This window comes from Stenotrophomonas sp. Steno-C15 (assembly GCF_056393265.1).
Map to the genome: position 1 here is coordinate 133,676 of NZ_JBWJPF010000003.1, position 18,348 is coordinate 152,023.

At 67.9% G+C, this 18,348-nt stretch carries 17 protein-coding genes and 1 riboswitch; of the genes, 7 read left to right on the forward strand and 10 right to left on the reverse strand.

The genetic code is table 11. The features are described 5' to 3' along the window. Nucleotides 1-639, reverse strand: a complete 639-nt coding sequence (locus AC06FB_RS04165; protein ID WP_065175377.1) for an NAD(P)-dependent oxidoreductase — start codon at nt 637-639, stop codon at nt 1-3. Nucleotides 640-748: 109 nt separating this feature from the next. Here AC06FB_RS04165 and AC06FB_RS04170 point away from each other — a divergent pair, with 109 nt between their 5' ends. Then, nucleotides 749-1,678 (forward strand): LysR family transcriptional regulator, encoded by a 930-nt coding sequence (locus AC06FB_RS04170; protein WP_065175376.1) that lies wholly within the window; start codon nt 749-751, stop codon nt 1,676-1,678. Between the two features lie 62 nt (nt 1,679-1,740). Beyond that, nucleotides 1,741-2,409 (forward strand): phosphoglycolate phosphatase, encoded by a 669-nt coding sequence (gene gph / locus AC06FB_RS04175; RefSeq protein WP_053518272.1) that lies wholly within the window; start codon nt 1,741-1,743, stop codon nt 2,407-2,409. A 27-nt stretch (nt 2,410-2,436) separates the two neighbouring features. On the opposite strand, the gene btuB is transcribed toward gph, so the two are convergent. After that, nucleotides 2,437-4,278, reverse strand: a complete 1,842-nt coding sequence (btuB, locus tag AC06FB_RS04180; RefSeq protein ID WP_478053413.1) for a TonB-dependent vitamin B12 receptor — start codon at nt 4,276-4,278, stop codon at nt 2,437-2,439. 116 nt (nt 4,279-4,394) lie between these two features. Beyond that, nucleotides 4,395-4,616, reverse strand: a riboswitch (cobalamin riboswitch). Nucleotides 4,617-4,768: 152 nt separating this feature from the next. Here btuB and AC06FB_RS04185 point away from each other — a divergent pair. After that, a complete protein-coding gene (locus tag AC06FB_RS04185; RefSeq protein WP_065175373.1) occupies nt 4,769-5,347 on the forward strand; it encodes a histidine phosphatase family protein in 579 nt (192 codons plus the stop codon). Between the two features lie 15 nt (nt 5,348-5,362). Here AC06FB_RS04185 and AC06FB_RS04190 read toward each other — a convergent pair whose 3' ends face one another. Beyond that, complete coding sequence (locus AC06FB_RS04190; RefSeq protein ID WP_253119835.1) at nt 5,363-5,725, reverse strand: TfoX/Sxy family protein; 363 nt, start codon at nt 5,723-5,725, stop codon at nt 5,363-5,365. Continuing rightward, nucleotides 5,722-6,204: a GAF domain-containing protein gene (locus AC06FB_RS04195; protein WP_053518280.1), complete on the reverse strand. Its 483-nt coding sequence runs from the start codon at nt 6,202-6,204 to the stop codon at nt 5,722-5,724. Before AC06FB_RS04195 ends, AC06FB_RS04190 begins: the two co-directional genes overlap by 4 nt. Nucleotides 6,205-6,271: 67 nt before the next feature. Between AC06FB_RS04195 and bioD the strand changes: the two genes are divergently transcribed. Next, nucleotides 6,272-6,958, forward strand: a complete 687-nt coding sequence (gene bioD / locus AC06FB_RS04200; protein WP_262100753.1) for a dethiobiotin synthase — start codon at nt 6,272-6,274, stop codon at nt 6,956-6,958. 34 nt (nt 6,959-6,992) lie between these two features. Here the strand turns inward: bioD and AC06FB_RS04205 are convergent, their stop codons facing one another. The 4 genes from AC06FB_RS04205 to msrB all read right to left on the reverse strand — a co-directional run bounded on the left by AC06FB_RS04205 (nt 6,993) and on the right by msrB (nt 11,689). Further along, nucleotides 6,993-8,435, reverse strand: a complete 1,443-nt coding sequence (locus AC06FB_RS04205; RefSeq protein WP_478053414.1) for an aminotransferase-like domain-containing protein — start codon at nt 8,433-8,435, stop codon at nt 6,993-6,995. A gap of 154 nt (nt 8,436-8,589) precedes the next feature. After that, nucleotides 8,590-9,327, reverse strand: a complete 738-nt coding sequence (gene msrA, locus AC06FB_RS04210) for a peptide-methionine (S)-S-oxide reductase MsrA (protein WP_197600651.1) — start codon at nt 9,325-9,327, stop codon at nt 8,590-8,592. Between the two features lie 14 nt (nt 9,328-9,341). Then, on the reverse strand, nt 9,342-11,111 hold the full coding sequence (locus AC06FB_RS04215) for a cytochrome c biogenesis protein DipZ (protein WP_197600652.1): 1,770 nt from the start codon (nt 11,109-11,111) through the stop codon (nt 9,342-9,344). Then, the gene (gene msrB / locus AC06FB_RS04220; protein WP_053518289.1) at nt 11,111-11,689 is read right to left on the reverse strand and encodes a peptide-methionine (R)-S-oxide reductase MsrB; all 579 of its coding nucleotides are present in this window, start codon (nt 11,687-11,689) and stop codon (nt 11,111-11,113) included. Before msrB ends, AC06FB_RS04215 begins: the two co-directional genes overlap by 1 nt. Before the next feature lie 143 nt (nt 11,690-11,832). Here msrB and AC06FB_RS04225 point away from each other — a divergent pair, with 143 nt between their 5' ends. Together AC06FB_RS04225 and AC06FB_RS04230 are read left to right on the forward strand one after the other, a co-directional pair. Then, nucleotides 11,833-12,552: a response regulator transcription factor gene (locus AC06FB_RS04225; RefSeq protein ID WP_065182516.1), complete on the forward strand. Its 720-nt coding sequence runs from the start codon at nt 11,833-11,835 to the stop codon at nt 12,550-12,552. Then, nucleotides 12,549-14,024, forward strand: coding sequence for a sensor histidine kinase (locus tag AC06FB_RS04230; protein ID WP_065175368.1), 1,476 nt, complete (start codon nt 12,549-12,551; stop codon nt 14,022-14,024). Before AC06FB_RS04225 ends, AC06FB_RS04230 begins: the two co-directional genes overlap by 4 nt. Nucleotides 14,025-14,646: 622 nt before the next feature. On the opposite strand, the gene AC06FB_RS04235 is transcribed toward AC06FB_RS04230, so the two are convergent. Together AC06FB_RS04235 and queD are read right to left on the reverse strand one after the other, a co-directional pair. Beyond that, nucleotides 14,647-15,000 (reverse strand): phasin family protein, encoded by a 354-nt coding sequence (locus AC06FB_RS04235; protein ID WP_262101484.1) that lies wholly within the window; start codon nt 14,998-15,000, stop codon nt 14,647-14,649. A 115-nt stretch (nt 15,001-15,115) separates the two neighbouring features. Continuing rightward, a complete protein-coding gene (gene queD, locus AC06FB_RS04240; RefSeq protein WP_053518296.1) occupies nt 15,116-15,478 on the reverse strand; it encodes a 6-carboxytetrahydropterin synthase QueD in 363 nt (120 codons plus the stop codon). Nucleotides 15,479-15,671: 193 nt separating this feature from the next. Between queD and AC06FB_RS04245 the strand changes: the two genes are divergently transcribed. Next, nucleotides 15,672-18,311: a TonB-dependent receptor plug domain-containing protein gene (locus AC06FB_RS04245; RefSeq protein ID WP_197600654.1), complete on the forward strand. Its 2,640-nt coding sequence runs from the start codon at nt 15,672-15,674 to the stop codon at nt 18,309-18,311. Nucleotides 18,312-18,348: the final 37 nt, after the last annotated feature.

The window sequence follows — 18,348 nt, forward strand, 5'->3', positions numbered from 1 at the left end:
TCAGTACGCCGCAGTGATGATCTGCTTCGGGTAGGCATGTGCCTCGAGTTCGGCCACGAAGGCAGCGCCATAGTCGGCGTAGCTGATGCGGCTGTGGCCGCTGGCGTCGGCGAGGAAGGCCTTGGCTTGCACGCGGTACTGGCCACGCTCTTCGCCCGGTCCGATTTCCGCGGCCGGCGAGAAGAACGTCCAGTCGAGGTCGTCTACCGCCTGCAGGCGCTTGAGTGCTTCGCGGTGGGCCAGTGCATAAGGCTTGTACGCCTCCGGGAAATCCGGTGTATCGACCAGCTGCACACCCGGTGCCACTTCCAGGCTGCCGGCACCGCCGACCACGACCAGGCGCGGCACCCCGGCCTTGCGTGCCGCGGCTGCCAGCTGTCCGGCCACTTCGCCGACGCGGCTGATGTCATCGCCCGGACGTGGCCCGTAGGCGCTGGCCAGCACGTCGTGGCCGGCGATGGCCGCGGCCAGCGCGTCGGGATCATCCAGCGCGGCGATCACCGGATGGGCACCGGCCAGCTCCGCCGGCAGGTCCTGCGTGCTGCGCACGATCAGGGTCAATTCGTGGCCAGCGGCCAGCGCGTGGCGCGCGATCTGGCGGCCGATGTTGCCGGTGGCACCGACGAGGGCGATTTTCATGGCGAACTCCATAAGCAAGGGGAGGGGAAGACGACAGGGCCACTGTAGGACGCTGTAATTGTCCGAAAAACAGCGTATAACGCGCTTGTTTGTTGCATGAATCGAGCAGATGGATCGACTGACTGCCATGACCGTATTCATCGAGGTGGCCGAGCGCGGCAGCCTCACGGCCGCCGCTGAGGTGCTGGACATGTCGCGGGCGATGGTCACCCGTTACCTCGCCGAGGTGGAGGCCTGGCTGGGGGCGCGCCTGCTGCACCGGACCACGCGCCGGGTCAGCCTGACCGGCCCGGGGGAGGCGGCGCTGGCGCGCTTCCGGCAGATGCTGGAGATCGGCGAGGCGCTGCAGGGCGAACTGGCCAGCGACGATCCCGAACCGCATGGCACGCTGCGGGTGACCGCCAGCGTCTCGTTCGGGCAGAGCCATCTGGCGCGCGCCGTGGCCGACTTCGTCAAGCGTCATCCGGCGGCGCGCATCGAACTGCTGCTGGTCGATCGCACGGTGAATCTGGTCGAGGAGCGGGTGGATCTGGCGGTACGCATCGCCCGGCAGATCGATCCCAGCCTGATCGCGCGACGGCTGGCCACGTGCCGCTCGGTGCTGTGCGCCACGCCCGGTTACCTGGAGGTGCGCGGCACGCCGACCGCCCCGGAACATCTGGCGGCACACAACTGCCTGACCCATCACTACGTGGGCAAGAGCCTGTGGCACCTGCACCGCGACGGACGTTCGCAGTCGGTGGCGGTGGGCGGCAACATCAGCGCCAACGAAGCGTCATTGCTGCTGGAAGCCGTTCGCGCCAGCGCGGGCATCGCGATGCTGCCCACCTACCAGGTGGCGCCGTTGCTGCGCAGTGGCGAGCTGGTGGAACTGCTGCCGGCGTATACCCTGGACGAGCTGGGCATTCATGCGGTGTACGCATCGCGTCGCCAGCAGTCGGCGATCATGCGGCGGTTCCTCGACTTCCTGGGCGAGTGCTTCGCCAGCCCGGCCTTCCAGGACCTGGACTGGCGACCGGCGCGTGTGGAACCTGCATGACATCCCGGTGCGATGCGCACACGGCATACAATGAGCAGCCCCACGTCGTACAGGTGCGTTGCGTGTCGTATCCCTATCCGCTGGTCGTGTTCGACCTCGATGGCACGCTGGTCGACAGCGCCGCCGATATCGCCGAAGCCCTGAACCGCACGCTGGAGGACATCGGCCTGGCCCGTGTGCCGGAAGCCACCGTGCTGGGCTGGATTGGCGACGGTGTCCGCCGGTTGGTCGAGCAGGCCGTGCACGCCGCAGGGCGGCAGGTCGATCTGGCCGAGGTCATGCCGGTGTTCATGGTGCATTACCGTGAGTGCCTGCTGCGCAGCCCACGCCTGTTCGACGGTGTGGCCGAAGCATTGGCGCAGCTGCGGGAACGCGCTGTGCCGCTGGCCATCTGCACCAACAAGCCTGCAGCGCTGGTGCCGCCGCTGCTGCAGCATCTGGGCATCGGCGATGCGTTCGCGCTGGTGCTGGGCGGCGATTCGCTGCCGCAGCGCAAGCCCAGCGGCGAACCACTGCGGCACATCGCGGCACACTTCGGCGTGCCGGTGGATGCATGCCTGATGGTGGGTGATTCGTTGACCGACTACCGCGCGGCGGAAGACGCGGGAATGCCGATCGTGCTGGTGCGCTACGGTTATCCGCGTGGCCTGGACCTGGCCACCGCAGCTGCGGTGGCGGTGATCGACGATCTGCGCGAACTGCCGGGCCTGGCCGCGCGCATCCCGGTATAGCGCCGGGCCTGCGCCCGGCGCGCCTGCTCATTTCGGCTGGTAGCGCACGCTCAGCTGATACTCGCGGCCCGGCTGGTTGAACCACGCCACGGTCTCGTACCTGCGGTCGAACACATTGGTTGCCCGGGCCAGCAGCGACCACGATGGCGTGAGCGCGTACTCGGCGCGCAGATCCAACGTGCCATAGCCGCCGACCTTCACCGTGTTGGCGGCATCGTCATAGCGCTTGCCCGCACCCTGTACGGTCAGGCCGGCACGGAATGCGCCGAAGCGGCGATCCACATCCAGCCGTGCCGTCTGCTGTGCACGGCGCGGCAGCCAGTTGTCGAACTGGCTGCTGCCGTTCGTGCGGTTGCGCGGGTCGGTGTAGCTCAGCTGTGCAGCGATGTCGAAGCCGGCCAGCACGACGCTGCCGGTCAGTTCGGCACCGCGGATGCGCGCCTTCTCCACCTGCTGCATCCTGAAGGTGGCTGCATCGTAGGTGATCAGGTCATCGATGCGGGTCTCGTACACATCCAGGCCCCAGCGCCAGCCCTGGGACTGCTGCGAAATGCCCAGGTTGGCGCTCTTCGACTTCTCAGGATCCAGTGTCGGCACGCCGCTCCACGGGTCATACAGGTCGCTGAAGGTGGGTGCCTTGAAGGCCGTGCCGTAGCTGGCGTTGATGCGCAGGCCGTGATCCAGCTCCATCGCCCAGCCGATGCTGCCGGTGGCATGGTTGCCGAACTGCTGGTTGTCGTCGTTGCGCGCGCTGGCCTGCAACTGGTGCCGGCCGAAGCGCCCCTGGTACTGCACGAACACACCGGTGTTGCGACGGCTGTCGACACGATAGCCGGCACTGCTGCCGTCCAGGTTGTCCTCACTCCAGTCCACACCGGCACTCAGCAGCTGGCCTTCGGCCACGCCGAAGTCGCCCTGCAGCGACGCGCTGTCACGATGCGTCTGCGCGCTGCCATGCACGCCGTCCGCGCCGACGTTGTCCGATTCGTTGTCACTGCGACCGACGTTGGCGGTCAGCACCAGCCGTTCGGCCGGCGTGTAGCGGACCTTGCCGGACAGTACCTGCTGGCGCGTCTCGGAGTAGTTGTAGTAGCCGTCGTAGTGGTTCTGGCCGTCGGCGCGCAGCGCGCTGCCCTCCACCGTCCACTGCTCGTTGAAGTTGTAGCCGCCGCGCAGGCTCTTGGAGAGGTTGCGGTAGCCGTCGCGGTCGGGTTCGTCGGCGAAGCAGCCGGTGAACAGCGTGGCCGAGCCCCGGCAGGCATCGATGCCATCGGAATGCTGGTAGGCGATGTCGGCGCCGAACCAGCCGCGTTCGCTGCTGCCACCGATGCCGCCGCTGGCCTCACGCAGGCCATTGCTGCCACCGCCCAGCTGCAGATGTGGCGCGAAGTCGCCCTGGTTGCGGCGGGTGAAGATCTGGATCACACCGCCGATGGCGTCGGCGCCATACAGGCTGGACTGCGGGCCGCGCACGATCTCCACGCGTTCGATCTGCGCCAGCGGCAGGTCCTGGATCATCGCCAGGCCGAGATCGGCGCTGTTGATGCGCACGCCGTCGACCAGCACCACCGTGTGGCCGGAGTTGGTGCCGCGCAGGAACAGCGAGCTCTGCTTGCCCAGGCCGCCGGCGTTGGTGAGGTTGATGCCGGCGCGGCCACGCAGCAGGTCCTGCAGCGAAGTGGCCTGGCTGGACTCGATCTGCGTCCGGTCGATCACCTGCGCAGGCGCGATGCTGTCCTGCAGGGCGATGGGGGTGCGGGTGGCCGTGACCAGGATGGGATCGAGCGCGCGGGCGCCATCATCGGCCTGGGCCAACGCGGGCAGGGCGGCCAATACGGCCAGGGAAAGCAATCGGGACTGCAGCTTCATCGTGGGACTCCAGGTGCCACGCACGCCCGCGTGGCGAAGGGGAGGAGCCGCGGAGGCAGGCAAGCGCCGATGCCGCAGGCAGTGCTGCGGACATCCAGCGCCATGCCCACCGCATCGCGACCTGAGGCTTCCGGGCCGGTCTCCGGGCTTGCCGCCAGGCGGCGCGAGGCCACCGTCCAGGCGCCTTCCCATGCTGTTGGCACAGTGGCGGTGTTGCCTGGAACTGACGTGCTTACCGTTGCGGGGGCAGCGCCGGCATGGCGTGGGTTCACGCGTCACCGGCTTCCCGTTTCAACCTGCCGGCCATGCCGCAGGTCACCTGGAAGTGCGCGCAGTCTACGGCATCGGCATGCCCGGTGCGGCGTATATGCGGCAATGTCTGTGGAGCTGATGATCCCCAGCCACTAGAATTGCTGCTTGATCCCGTGGTGCCGTTGCCGATGTCCGCCCGTTTTCCGCTGTCCCCGCGTTGCCTGCACAGGACGCATGCATGATCCTCGACCTGGTCCGCCACGCTGGCAACGGTCGCGACGAGTACCTCGATGGCCGCAGCGATCCACCGCAGCTGGCCCGCCTGCCACAGGAACTGGTGGAGGCCTACGCCACGCAGCCCTGGGAGCGGGTGATCAGCTCGCCCCGCCTGCGGTCACTGCACACAGCGATGGCGCTGGCCACCCCGCGCGGGCTGGACGTGGATGCAGACGAGGAGTGGGAAGAACTCGACTTCGGCGACTGGGACGGGCAGGCACTGTTCGACCTGCCGGAGCAGGCGCTGGCGGCATTCCATGCTGATCCGCATGCGTATCCGCCGCCCAACGGCGAAAGCTGGGGGCACTTCGAGCGGCGCATCGCGCGTGCGCTCGACCGCCTGCTCGACGATGACGACCCGCTGCCGACCGTCGTGGTCAGCCACGGTGGCCCGCTGCGCATGGTGCTGTCACAGGTCTGCGGCCTGCCGATGTCGCTGTGCTGGGCGCTGCGCATCGACCACGGTACGCGCCTGCGGGTCAGGCTGGAGCGTGGCGAGGCAGGCCTGGTGGGCGAGCTGCTGGAGTTGCAGCAGCCCTGATCCGGCCGGCGCCGATCAGTCCTCGTCGGCGCTTCCGGCCACGTCTTCTTCTGCGTCGTCGTCTGCGTCGAAACGCTGCTCGTGCACCGGCCCCGAGGCCGGGCCGGCCGCCTTCAGCGGGTGCGCGGCGATGCGCGCTTCGTAGTCCTGCACCAGCGCCTCGCGCTGCGGCTCGCCCAGTTCCTGCCAATGGCAGTCCAGCAGGGCCCCTTCCAGCGAGTAGAGCAGGTTCAGGCTGGGCTTGAAGCCGGCGCGCTTGACCTTGACGAAGGCACCCACCGCGCCGACGGCGGCCAGATCGTCACGGCTGCGCAGACCGACCTGGCGCAGCCACGCCGCACTTTTCGGACCGATGTTGCGCAGCTTCGGCGCACTCATCCCAGCGCCTCGACGAAGACGCGCGCGATGGCTTCCAGTCCGGCCTGGTCATCGGCATCGAAGCGACCGGTCTTCGGGCTGTCGATGTCGAAGACTCCGATCAGTTCATCGCCGCGCAGCAGCGGAACGACCAGTTCCGAGCGGGAGGCCGAGTCGCAGGCGATGTGGCCCGGAAAGGCATCGACATCGTCGACGCGCTGGGTCACGCGCTGGCGGGCCGCGGCACCACACACGCCCTTGTCCAGCGGAATGCGCACGCAGGCCGGCAGCCCCTGGAACGGGCCGACCACCAGCTCCTGGCCATCGTAGAGATAGAAACCCACCCAGTTCAGGTCGGGCAGGGCGTGGAAGACCAGCGCCGAGAGATTGGCCGCGTTGGCGATGCGGTCGGACTCTCCATGGACCAGGCCACGGGCCTGTTCAAGCAACTGGGCGTATTGTTCCGGCTTGCTGCCGGTAAGCGAGGCATTGGCGAACATGACCGCAGTCTAGCAAGCGTGCCGGGCCAGCGATAATGCACGCTCTGTTGCCCCGCTGGAGCCTTTGATGCCGTTGCCCGCTGCCCTGCCATCCGCGCTGTTCGTCACCGGCACCGATACCGAGATCGGCAAGACGGCGGCCAGCACCGCGCTGCTGCACGCCCTGCGCCGGCGTGGCCTGCGAGCGGTCGGAATGAAGCCTGTGGCCAGTGGCAGCCAGGATCTGGGGCAGGGCCTGCGCAACGAGGATGCGCTGGCGCTGCAGGCGGCCAGTCGGCCGTTGCCGGACTACGTCGACGTGAATCCCTATGCCCTGCGGCAGCCGATCGCCCCCGAACTGGCGGCGGCCGAGGACGGGGTGGACATCGCCCTGGCACCGATCGTCGCCGCGTTCGAGCGCCTGCGTGCCACCGCCGACGTGGTGGTGGTGGAAGGCGTAGGGGGATGGCTGGCGCCGGTCTCCGTCCACCTGGACCAGCTCGACATCGTGCGGGCACTGCACCTGCCGGTCGTGCTGGTGGTCGGCCTGCGGCTGGGCTGCGTCAACCACGCGAGATTGACCGCGCACTCCTTGCAGGCCAGCGGCGTGGAGTGCCTGGGCTGGATCGGCAATCACATCGATCCGGCCATGCAGCGCCAGGACGAGAACGTGGCCACGCTGGTGCAGCGGTTGCCGATGCCATGCTGGGGACGGCTGCCGCACCTGCCGGGCGCCGATGCTCAGGCCCTGGCGATGCACCTGCATGAGGGCTGAGTTCCCGTAGAGCGGAGCCTGCGACCCGCTGCGATCAACCGGCCGCGAGTTCCCGCGCGAGGGCGCCCAGGCGCTCCACGGCAGCGATGAAACGTGCGTCGAAGGTCTGGCAGCACGACAGCCGCAGGCAGTGCCGGTAGCGCGGACCGCGCGAATACACCTGGCCGGGCATGAACACGATGCCCTCTTCCAGCGCCCGCTCGAACAGTGCGCGGGTGTCCACGCCCGGCAGTTCCAGCCACAGCAGGAAGCCACCCTGTGGTTCCGTGGCGCGTGTGCCAGGCGGGAAATGCTCGGCCACGAGCTGGCGCAGCCGTCCCACCTGCTCGCGATACAGGCGCCGCATGCGGTGCAGGTGATGTTCGTATCCGCTCCCTTCCAGGTACGCGGCCACGGCATCACCCAGCAGCTGCGGCTCGCCGCCCGTGGACTGGAACTTCAGCAGGGCGATGCGTTCAGCGAAGCGCCCGCCGTCGAGCCAGCCGATGCGATAGTCCGGGGCCAGCGTCTTCGAGAAACCACCGACCACCATCACCCAGCCGTCGCGGTCAAAGGCCTTCAGCAGCGGCGCAGGTGGCTCGCAGAACTGCAGTTCCGCGTACACGGCATCCTCGATCAGCGGCAGCTGCCGCGCGTTGACCAGCTCGGCAAGACGCTGCTTGGCCGCCACCGGCATGGTGCAGCCCAATGGATTGTGCACGGTCGGCATCAGCACCAGCGCGGCCAGCGGTGTGTGCTCCAGCATCGCCTCCAACGCATCGACGTCCAGGCCCTGTTGCGGATGCGTCGGCAGTTCGATGGCCTGCAGGCCCAGGTTGGCCAGCAGCGGATACAGGTTGAAGTACGACGGTGCTTCGATACCCACTGAATCGCCGGGCTGAGTCACCGCACGCAGTGCCAGCTGCAGCGCCTCCATCGCACCGTGGGTCAGCAGCAGGCGATCGCTGTGCGTGTGCAGGCCCATGCGCGGGCCGCGCCGCACGATCTGCGCCAGCAGCCGCGGCGAGCCATTGGGGCGTGCGTAGGTTTCGACCGTCTGCTGGCCGTGGCGCAATACCTGGGCGGTGTGCCGGGCCAGCTGGGCGCCAGGATAGAACTGGCGCCCGCGTGGCCCGGCGAAGGCGAGGTCGATCACGCCGGAGCGGCGTTGCGCCTCCAGCACGCGTGCCATCAGCACCTGCTGCAACGGCGCGGTGGGGGCCGACGGGGTATCGCGCAGCGACCGTTGCGGCACTGACAGTCGCGGCGCCACTTCGAAACCTGCCTTTGGCCGCGGAACCACCAGGCCGGCGTCTTCCAGCTGGCGGTAGGCGGCGATCACCGTATTGAGGCTGAGCTGACGCTGTGCTGCCATCTGCCGCAGCGATGGCAGGCGGCTGCCGACCGGCAGGCGCCCTCCCTGGATGGCCTCGGCCAGCTCATCGGACAGCCGCTGGTAGCGAGGAGCGGACGCGCTGCTGCATTGATCTGTATCCATCGGTTCCGGCCGCATCTGGTGCTGTACCCATGAAGATTCCGAGCCTAGCATGTCCTCGTCGGCAGGGCCTGATCGGTGCCCGCCGATATTTCAAGGGCGTGCGGCTGGATGGCCGCGCGCCCCTTTTTTTTGCATGGGCTGGCGCACCATGCAGTCAACGCATCGGCACCAGCACCGGATCCCGGCGATACAGGGCAGGGAATTGCCTGCCCAGTGCCGCCAGCTTCGGAGCATCGTAGTAGCGGATGTAGGCCGCCTGCGGATAGTTGCTCATGTAGTTCTGGTGGTAGCTCTCGGCCGGATAGAAGCGCTGGCCGCTCTCCACCTGGGTGACGATGGGCGCGCGATAGCTTCCGGCCTGGCCCAGCTGGGTGATGTAGGCACGGCTGGCCGCCTGCTGGCGGGGATCATCGACGAAGATCGCCGAGCGGTACTGGCTGCCATGGTCCGGGCCTTGCCGGTCGAGCTGGGTCGGGTCATGCACCACCGAGAAGAACACCTGCATCAGCTGGCCGTAGCTCACCTGGCGCGGGTCGTAGTCGACCTTCACCGCCTCGGCGTGGCCGGTGCGTCCGCTGCTGACACGCTCATAGCGCGCATCCGCCGCGCTGCCGCCGACGTAGCCCGAGACTGCGTTGCTCACGCCCTTGACGTGCTGGAACACGCCCTGCACGCCCCAGAAGCAGCCGCCGGCAAACACTACGCTGGCGTGCGTGCCGTCATCGCGGAATGCGGCTTCACCGGTGGGCGCAGGCAACACCTGCACCTGTGCGCTGCGCTCGAGCGGCGCGGCGATGGCACCGTGATCAACCAGCAGTACCCCGGCAATCAGTGCGGTAGCGACCAGCCCGGCAATGCCGGCGGCGATCCCCTGTTCGAACGAAATCTTCATCGTGTCCTCCCGGATCAACCGAAGGTGAAGGCGTAGGCCTGGGCGCCGGCATCGAGGAATTCGATCTCGAAGCGGTGTGGCGCGACGGCGCCGCGCTGGCGCACCAGCTGGTACAGACGGTGTTCGTCGATCACGCCGCTGCCATCGCTGCCAACGTCGCTGCCGGCGTCGGCCGCGGGCAACGGCCGACCATCCAGCCAGACGCGGAAGCGCACCGGCGTGCCGTCCTGGCGTGGCGCGAGCACCAGATGCAGATCGCGGGCATGGAACTGGAAGGCGATGCGTCCTCCGGGCTGCTGCAGCCGTGCCGCCTCGTCGTCGATGATCCAGCGGCCGGACAGGCCCCACTGGTTCAGCGCCAGCGCGGGTGGCAGCGCGTAGTCGAATGCCGTGTCCGTACGTTGCCCGCCTGGCGAGGCGAACTGCTCGGCGCGCGCATGCCCCAGGTAGGTCTCCGGCGAGCGCAGGTTGCCCATGTCCGCCTGCGCGGCCACGCCCTTCAGGTCCGCTGCGGCCGGATCGGCCGGCGGTGGCAGCCGGGTCTGGCCGGCTTCGGCCAGCAGGCGGCGGATCACCTGCTCCGAACGCGCATAGTTGCCCTCGCCGAACTGATGGCCGCGGATGTTGCCCTGCGCATCGACGAAGTAGTGCGCGGGCCAGTAGCGGTTGTTGAACGCACGCCAGATCGCGTACTGGTTGTCCAGCGCGACGGGATAGTCGACCTTCAACTGCTGCACGGCCTTCATGACGTTGCGCGGGTCGCGTTCGAAGGCGAACTCGGGGGTGTGCACACCGATCACCACCAGGCCGTGATCGCGGTAGCGCCGCTGCCACTCGTGCACGAACGGCATCGCACGCAGGCAGTTGATGCAGGAATAGGTCCAGAAGTCGATCAGAACCACCTTGCCGCGCAGCTGGGCGGCGTCCAGCGGTGGGCTGTTGAGCCAGCCGGTGGCGCCGTCCAGGGCGGGCAGCGTGCCTTCCACCGGCAGCGGTGCCTCGCTGCCTGCAGTGGCCGGGCCCATCATCATCATCGGTGGAGCGGAAGGCTGCGCGCCGGGTACCGCATCGAGCAGGCCCTGCTCGATACGCGCGGTGCTGACGGTGGACAGCCGGGTCAGCAGGCCGGTGTCCCAGCCCAGGGCAATGGCCACGACCGCCAGCAGCGCAGCGACGCCGAGCACGCGGCGGAGCAGATTGCCCAGCCCCAGCCGTGCCTGCAGGGCGCGGAACACCCGGCCGCCGATCCAGACCGCCAATGCCAGCGCGGTGACCGCACCCAGCGCGTAGGCAAGCAGCAGCGTACTGGTGCTGGCGCTGGCGCCATGCAGCGCAGCCCCGGTCAGTACCAGGCCAAGGATCGGGCCCGCGCACGGCGCCCACAGCAGGCCGGTGGCGATGCCGATCAGCAGCGACGTCCAGGCACCGCCGCGCCCGGCGGCATCGGCAGCGTCCGCGCGTGCGCTCAAGCGCGCGCCGACACGCTGCAACGGCGCCAGCAGATGGTCTGCCAGTGCGGGCCACAGCAACGCCACCGCGAACAGCGCCATCAGCAGCAGGGCGATCCAGCGACCGATCTGGTTGGCCTGCGCCACCCACTGGCTGCCGACCGCCGCCAGGCTGGCGACGAGGGTGAAGGTCAGCGCCATGCCCAGCAGCAGCGGCAGGGTGCTGCGCAGGAACGGGCGGTCAGCACGCGCGAATACGAACGGCAGCACCGGCAGGATGCAGGGGCTGAGCAGGGTCAGCACACCGCCAAGATAGGCAAGCAGCAACAGCAGCATCATCGGGCTCCAGAAGCAGGGGACGATCCCACCGGCACGCGCCAGCCCGCATCGCTGTCATGCGCAGCAGGTCCGGGCTGGAAGGCCAGCGCCGCGCCGTTCATGCAGTAGCGCAGGCCGGTAGGGCGTGGGCCGTCGTTGAAGACATGGCCCAGATGGCCGCCGCAGCGGCGGCAATGCACTTCCACCCGCAGCATGCCAAAGGTGACGTCGCGGTCCTCACCGATAGCGTTGTGCAACGGTGCCCAGAAGCTGGGCCAGCCAGTACCGCTCTCGAACTTGGTGGACGAAGAGAACAGCGGCAGCGCACAGCCGGCACAGGTGAACGTGCCTTGCCGGTGTTCCTTGTTGAGCGGGCTGCTCCAAGGGCGTTCGGTCGCCTGCTGGCGCAGCACTGCGTACTGGGCGGGGGTCAGCCGCTGGCGCCAGTCAGCATCACTGCGCATGATCTCGAACTGTCGCGCAGGGCGCGTTTCTGCTGCCGCTGGCGCGGCGCGGCTGCAGGCCCCGAGACCGAGCAGGCCGGCGGTGGTGGCGATACCGCCCAGACCCAGCAGATGGCGGCGGGTGAGTGGCATGGCGGACTCCGGGAAGGGGCGACGGGGCCATGCTGCGCCTGCTCCGGTCAACGAATCCTCACGCAGGATTCAACTTTTCGTGAGGTATCGGCGGCGATCCCGCGCCACAATGCGCTCAGCCTACCCCCTGGCCCGAGCTGCCGATGTCCCCGAAACGTGTCCTGATCGTTGAAGACGATGCCCACATCGCCGACCTGCTGCGCATGCACCTGGGCGATGAGGGGTATGAGGTCGCCCACGCCGACAGCGGTGATGGCGGGCTGCGCCTGCTCGAACAGGAAGGCCCGTGGGACGCGCTGGTGCTGGACGTGATGCTGCCCGGTGTCGATGGCCTGCAGGTCTGCCAGCGCGCACGGGCGATGGCGCGCTATGTCCCGATCATCATCATCAGTGCACGCGGCAGCGAAACCCAGCGCATCGTCGGCCTGGAACTCGGCGCCGACGATTATCTGGCCAAGCCATTCTCCATGCCGGAGCTGGTCGCGCGCGTGCGTGCCCTGCTGCGTCGCGCCGAGGCCATGGCGCAGAACGCGCGCATCGATGCCGGTGCCATCGAGCTGGGAGGACTGCAGCTGGACCCGGTCGCGCGTACTGCCGACGTGGATGGCAGGCCGCTGGAACTGACGCCGCGCGAGTTCGACCTGCTGCTGTTCTTCGCGCGCCATCCCGGCCAGGTGTTCGCGCGGATGGAACTGCTCAACCAGGTCTGGGGCTACCAGCACGATGGCTATGAGCATACGGTCAATACCCATATCAACCGCCTGCGCAGCAAGATCGAAACGGATCCGGCCAACCCGCGGCGGCTGCTGACGGTCTGGGGCCGGGGCTACAAGCTGGTGGACCCGGCCGGGGCGGCGGCATGATCCGGCCAAACCTGTGGCAGAAGCTGGCGGCGGTGATCGCGGCGCTGATGCTGATGTGCTGCATGGCGCTGCTGGCGCTGCAGATGCGCTCGAACACACGGCACGAGCAGGAAGTCGTGCAGCGGCTGTCGCTGGGGCTGGCCGAGCACATCGCGCAGCGCAGCGAGCTGATGGATACCAGCGGCATGCGCGATGCGGCGGTGCGTGCGCTGTTCGGGCAACTGATGGCGGTCAACCCCAGCGTCGAGGTGTACCTGCTGGACGACCAGGGCCGCATTCTCGGCCACGACGCACCCAGCGGGCACCTGATGCGCAACCGCGTGGACGTGGCACCGCTGCGCCGGCTGCTGGCGGGCGCGCCGCTGCCCATCCTGGGCGACGATCCGCGCAGTAGCGAGGGTCGCAAGGTGTTCAGCGTGGCGCCGCTGGTGGTGCAGGGGCGGCAGGCCGGCTACGTCTACGTGGTGCTGGTGGGCGAGCACCGGCAGATGCTCGCCGACGACCTCGCCGCCAGCAACCAGTGGAACACCACTTTGTGGTCGGTGATGCTGGTGGGCAGCCTGGGCCTGCTGGCCGGCCTGGTGGCGTTCTACTGGGTGACCCGGCCGCTGCGCCGCCTGACACGTCGCATCCAGGCATTCGACATCGATGCGCCGACGCCGCTGCCGCCGCCCGGCCCGCTGCGGCCGGGTGAGCGCGATGAACTGGTCATCCTCGAACATGCACATGCGCAGATGGCGCAGCGGTTGGGTGAGCAGTGGCAGCAGCTGCGCCAGCAGGACCTGCAGCGGCGTGAGCTGGTGGCCAACATTTCGCACGATCTGCGCACGCCGCTGTCTTCACTGCATGGCTACCTTGAGACGATGGCGTTGAAGGATGCGACGCTGTCGCCGGAGGAGCGCCGGCGCTATCTCGGCATTGCCCTGGCGCAGAGTGCGAAGGTCGGGCGATTGGCGCGCGCGCTGTTCGAGCTGGCACGCCTGGAACACGGCGAGGTGCGGCTGGAGTGGGAGGTGTTCGCGCTGCCCGAGCTGCTGCAGGACGTGCTGCAGAAGTTCGAGCTGGCGGCGCAGGCGCGCGGCCAGCAGTTGCACGCGGATTTCCCGCAGGGGTTGCCGCTGGTACGTGCGGACCTGGGTCTGGTGGAGCGGGTGCTGACCAACCTGCTCGACAACGCCCTGCGCCATGCGCCGGAGGGAGGGCGGATCGAGGTGCGGCTGCGCGCGGTGGCTGACAGCGTGGAGGTGATCGTCTCTGATGACGGTCCCGGCGTTGCTGCTGCGGTGCGTGCGCAGCTGTTCCAGGCGCCTGCTGCGTTGGGGGCGCGACGGGGCGAGAACGGTGGCCTGGGGCTGCTGATCGTGCAGCGTATCGTGCAGCTGCATGGCCGCAGCATCGCGCTGCGCGACAGTGAGGCAGGGGCGACGTTCGTGTTCGAGCTGCCGCGGGCGGAGTCGGCGGCGGTGGCCTAGGCGCAGCTGGTTTCCGGGTGGCGGTGTTTGCCCCTTCGCGCAGGTATGTGCGTTTTTCCGGGTGGCGCCGGGCGGATGCCCTTGCGTGCGAATGTCCCCCGGCGCCGGCCGTTGGCCGTCACCTCCTCCTTTACTTCGCACGCAAGGGCATCCGCCCGGCGTTGAGGGGTTATCGGCACGCAGCGGTGTGCGGACGACGGCACCGTGTTGGGTGGGCAGGTGGGACACCTCCGGGTGTGGTATCCGCGCTAGCATGGGATCGCTCGGGTTGAGGCTGCCTGTGCGCAGGTGCGTGCGTTTTCCGTGTGGCGCCGGGCGGATGCCCTTGCGTGCGAATGTCCCCCGGCGCCGGCCGGTGGCCGTCACCTCCTCCTCTACTTCGCACGCAAGGGCATCCACCCGGCGTGCAGGGGTTATCGGTGCGCAGAGGTGCGAAAATGCGCCGGGGACATTTGCCCACACGTTGCGGGCCGGCGCGAGGCCTTTGCGCTCGCGATCTGCTCGGGCGAAGACGCGCATCTGCACGCAGGCGAGGAATAAAAAAAGACCCGGCAGAGGGAGGGATCTGCCGGGTCCGGATTGCATGGGGGGAGGGACCCATGCAATGAGCGAAAGCGTCGCGTCAGGGCGTGTGGCCGGTCGCGTCCGCTGTTGATTCGTTGTAGCCCTGCACCAGCTCGGACCAGGAGCGTCCAGCCTGCAGGCCAAGACCGACCACGTCCTGCTGGGCCTGCCCAAACCGCTGCAGGTTGTCCTGCCAAAGCTGAGCGCCCTGCGACAGCAATCCGGCCGGATCTTCGCTTCGTGCCAGCTCGCCGAGCCAGCCACCGGTCGCGGTCAGGTTGCGTTCCAGTGCCTTCAGCTGCACGCCGAACATGCTTTCAGCGTTCTCCAGCGCCAACCGGTTCGCGCGCGTTGCGGCGGCGGCCAGCTGGCGGGTGGCATCACTGAAGCGATCGCTGAAGGCGGCGGTCATGGGCGTCAGGAAAGGACTTGATGCATTGCAGCATACGCCGATGATGCCGCATTGCAACAAAAATCATAAAGGCGCCCAAGGCGCCTTTAGAAATCTTTGGATATCAATGAGTTGTTCAGGTGCCGGGGCCCCGGTACCGGCAGCCGGAGGTGCAGGTCTCGTGGACCGTGATCTCGCTCAGCGCCGGCAGCGCGGGCTTGAGTTCGTTCCAGATCCACACCGCCAGGTTCTCGCTGGTCGGGTTTTCCAGGCCGGGGATGTCATTCAGGTAGTGGTGGTCCAGGCGTTCGTAGATCGGCTGGAAGGCCGCCTTCACGTCCCCGAAATCCATGATCCAGCCGGTCTGCGCGCCGGGTTCGCCCTCGACCTTCAGTTCCACCCGGAAGGAGTGGCCATGCAGGCGCGCGCACTTGTGCCCGGGCGGTACGTTCGGGAGGCGGTGGGCCGCCTCAAGCATGAAGACTTTGAAGATTTCCATGAGCGGATTGTACGCCGCTGCTGTCGCATCCGACCGGGATCGCGTCGGCCTCGAAGTGGGGTGACTATTTCCATCCGGATGAAGAGATGTTAGCTTCTCTTATATCCGTATGAAGAGATGTTATTGGTCGGGCCCCGGCCAGTCATGGATTACTGCGGAACTTCGTCGCCCTACCACCACCCCACACATCGTCATGCCCCAGCACACCCTGCTCGTGGCGGCCCTGGCCGCCGCTCTGGCCGCGCCATTGTCCGCCGCCGCCGAAACCACCGCTGCCGCCAGTGGCGAAGCCAGTACCCTGGCCGCCGTCCGCGTCACCGGTTCCAACATCAAGCGCGCCGATACCGAGGCGTCCAACCCGGTGCAGGTGATCGGCCGCCAGCAGCTGGAACAGACCGGCAAGGCCACCGTCGCCGATGTGCTGCGCTCGATCTCCGCCAACACCGGCAATGCCAACAACGAGACCACCAACAACGGCTGGGCCTCCGGCTCGGCCAGCATCGGCCTGCGCGGCCTGTCTCCGAAGAACACACTGGTGCTGCTCAACGGCCGTCGCGTGGCGAACTACGGCTTCCCGGCCGGTGGCCTGTCCGATACCTTCGTCGACCTCAATACCCTGCCGCTGGTCGCGGTCGAGCGCATCGAAGTGCTCAAGGATGGTGCTTCGGCGGTGTACGGCTCCGATGCCGTGGCCGGCGTGGTCAACATCATCACCCGCCAGAACTTCGAAGGTGCCGAGATCGGTGGCAGCTTCGGAGGCGCCGACCAAGGGGGCCTGCGCGAGCAGAACCTGAAGTTCGTCGGTGGCCTCGGTGATCTGGACAGCGATGGCTACAACATCCTGTTCAGTCTGCAGGGCTACAACCGCGATCGCCTGGACCAGGACGAGCGCGATCTGACCAAGAGCGGCATCTACACCGACCTGCCGGGCGGGCGCTGGAACGGCTGGTCAGCCAAGGGGGCGCGCTATCTGATCAATGGCGTGTCCGTGCCGATGCTCGACGCCAATGGCAACTGCCCCACCGGGACCACGCGCGTTGCGAGCGCTCCGATCGACGGCCTGGCTGGCGACACCTGCGGCTTCAATCAGGCGCCGTACACCACGCTGATTCCATCCACGAAGCGCTACCAGGCCTATGCCAACGGCACCTTCCGCCTGGGCGACAACGTCGAAGCGTTCGGTGAAGTGCTGTACAGCCAGATCAAGAGCGCGGCCTGGTTCGGCAGCAGCCCGTTCTTCACCCTGGAAAGCGGCCGCTTCGCCCTAAATGCCGAGACCGGCCTGGCCGAGCCGGTGTCGTCGCAGCTGCCGGCGGGCAATCCGTACAATCCGTACGGGCGTGCCGTGCCGATCGAGTACACGTTCTTCGATCTCGGCGGCACCATCAAGACCAACCGCTCCACCGCCTATCGCGGCGTGTTCGGCCTGCGCGGCACCACCGCCAACTGGGACTGGGAAGTGGCGGCGTTCGGTGCGCGCAGCAGCGAGCGTGAGACCGTCTCGGGCGGCTTCGCCAACCGCTGGGCGCTGGCCGATGCGCTGGCCAGCGGCAGCTACAATCTGCTCGACCCAGCGGCCACCCCGCAGTCGGTGCGTGATGCGATCAACATCGCCACGCTGCGTCCGGCCGAATCGAAGCTGCAGGGTGTCGATGCGAAGATCTCGGGCAGCCTGGGCCGCACCTGGGCCGGTGACATCGGCTTTGCCGCCGGCGCCGAGTGGCGCCGCGAGAAGCTCGATTCGAACAACCCCTGGCAGATCGATGCCGGCCTGCAGGTGCGTCCGGCCATCGCCGAGGTGCACGGCGAGCGCCAGGTCAGCGCTGCGTACGCGGAAGTGAACGTGCCGCTGGCCTCGACCCTGGAACTGTCCGCCGCTGCGCGCGCCGATCACTACGATGACTTCGGCGATGCGTTCTCGCCGAAGCTCGGACTGCGCTGGCAACCGCTGGACTTCCTGCTGGTGCGCGCGTCGGCCTCGAAGGGCTTCCGTGCGCCCTCGCTGTCGGAGAACTCCAACAGCACCAGCATCTCCTACGGCAGCGTGGTCGATCCGCGTGACCCGGATGTGCCCGGCTCGCGGCAGAGCCCGACGTTCTTCACCGTGGGCAACAGTGACCTGAAGCCGGAGCGCACCCGGAGCGTGAACTTCGGCGTGGTGCTGTCACCGTGGGCGAACACCAATCTGAGTGTCGACTACTACCGTATCCAGCTCGACAACCTGGTCGGCACCAACAACACCCAGACGCTGATCAACGACAACGTCGCCGGTGCCGTGCAGCGCGACGAGCGCGGCAAGCTGCAGGCCGTCTACAACCGCTACCAGAACCTGAGCGAGCTGAAGACATCGGGCATCGACGTGGAACTGCGCCAGCGCATTCCGACGGCGCGCCTGGGAGATTTCACCCTGTCTTCGGCCTACACCCACGTCCGTGACTACCGCCGTCCGACCGTGGTCGGTGGGCCCCTGGTCGACTACGCCGGCAGCAACCTCGGCGCCACCCTGCCCAAGGACAAGGCCACCACCACGCTGGACTGGAAGTACGGCGACTTCAACGCGGCAGTGACCTGGTACTACACCAGCAGCTATCGGCAGGAAGCCAGTACCGCCGCCAAGGCCGTGCAGCAGCGTGTCGGCAGCTACAGCCAGTACGACCTGTACCTGGGGTACACCGGCATCGACAGCCTGACCCTGTACGCCAAGGTGCAGAACCTGGGTGACAAGACGCCGCCCTACGATGCGTCGTTCCCGGGCATCCGTGCGCCGTATGACTTCACCCAGTATGACCTGCGCGGTCGCTACTTCACGCTGGGCTTCGACTACCGCTTCTGATCCAACGCCGTGGCCGGTCACCTGCCGTGACCGGCCA

What these genes read in the sequence shown, in the direction of transcription:
- AC06FB_RS04185 (WP_065175373.1), top strand. Translation starts at nt 4,769, where the DNA reads ATGATCCTCGACCTGGTCCGCCACGCTGGCAACGGTCGCGACGAGTAC.
- queD (WP_053518296.1), bottom strand. Translation starts at nt 15,478, where the DNA reads ATGGAAATCTTCAAAGTCTTCATGCTTGAGGCGGCCCACCGCCTCCCG.
- AC06FB_RS04225 (WP_065182516.1), top strand. Translation starts at nt 11,833, where the DNA reads ATGTCCCCGAAACGTGTCCTGATCGTTGAAGACGATGCCCACATCGCC.
- AC06FB_RS04235 (WP_262101484.1), bottom strand. Translation starts at nt 15,000, where the DNA reads ATGACCGCCGCCTTCAGCGATCGCTTCAGTGATGCCACCCGCCAGCTG.
- msrB (WP_053518289.1), bottom strand. Translation starts at nt 11,689, where the DNA reads ATGCCACTCACCCGCCGCCATCTGCTGGGTCTGGGCGGTATCGCCACC.
- bioD (WP_262100753.1), top strand. Translation starts at nt 6,272, where the DNA reads ATGCCGTTGCCCGCTGCCCTGCCATCCGCGCTGTTCGTCACCGGCACC.
- btuB (WP_478053413.1), bottom strand. Translation starts at nt 4,278, where the DNA reads ATGAAGCTGCAGTCCCGATTGCTTTCCCTGGCCGTATTGGCCGCCCTG.
- AC06FB_RS04195 (WP_053518280.1), bottom strand. Translation starts at nt 6,204, where the DNA reads ATGTTCGCCAATGCCTCGCTTACCGGCAGCAAGCCGGAACAATACGCC.
- AC06FB_RS04170 (WP_065175376.1), top strand. Translation starts at nt 749, where the DNA reads ATGGATCGACTGACTGCCATGACCGTATTCATCGAGGTGGCCGAGCGC.
- AC06FB_RS04165 (WP_065175377.1), bottom strand. Translation starts at nt 639, where the DNA reads ATGAAAATCGCCCTCGTCGGTGCCACCGGCAACATCGGCCGCCAGATC.
- AC06FB_RS04215 (WP_197600652.1), bottom strand. Translation starts at nt 11,111, where the DNA reads ATGCTGCTGTTGCTGCTTGCCTATCTTGGCGGTGTGCTGACCCTGCTC.
- AC06FB_RS04190 (WP_253119835.1), bottom strand. Translation starts at nt 5,725, where the DNA reads ATGAGTGCGCCGAAGCTGCGCAACATCGGTCCGAAAAGTGCGGCGTGG.
- msrA (WP_197600651.1), bottom strand. Translation starts at nt 9,327, where the DNA reads ATGAAGATTTCGTTCGAACAGGGGATCGCCGCCGGCATTGCCGGGCTG.
- AC06FB_RS04205 (WP_478053414.1), bottom strand. Translation starts at nt 8,435, where the DNA reads ATGGATACAGATCAATGCAGCAGCGCGTCCGCTCCTCGCTACCAGCGG.
- AC06FB_RS04230 (WP_065175368.1), top strand. Translation starts at nt 12,549, where the DNA reads ATGATCCGGCCAAACCTGTGGCAGAAGCTGGCGGCGGTGATCGCGGCG.
- AC06FB_RS04245 (WP_197600654.1), top strand. Translation starts at nt 15,672, where the DNA reads ATGCCCCAGCACACCCTGCTCGTGGCGGCCCTGGCCGCCGCTCTGGCC.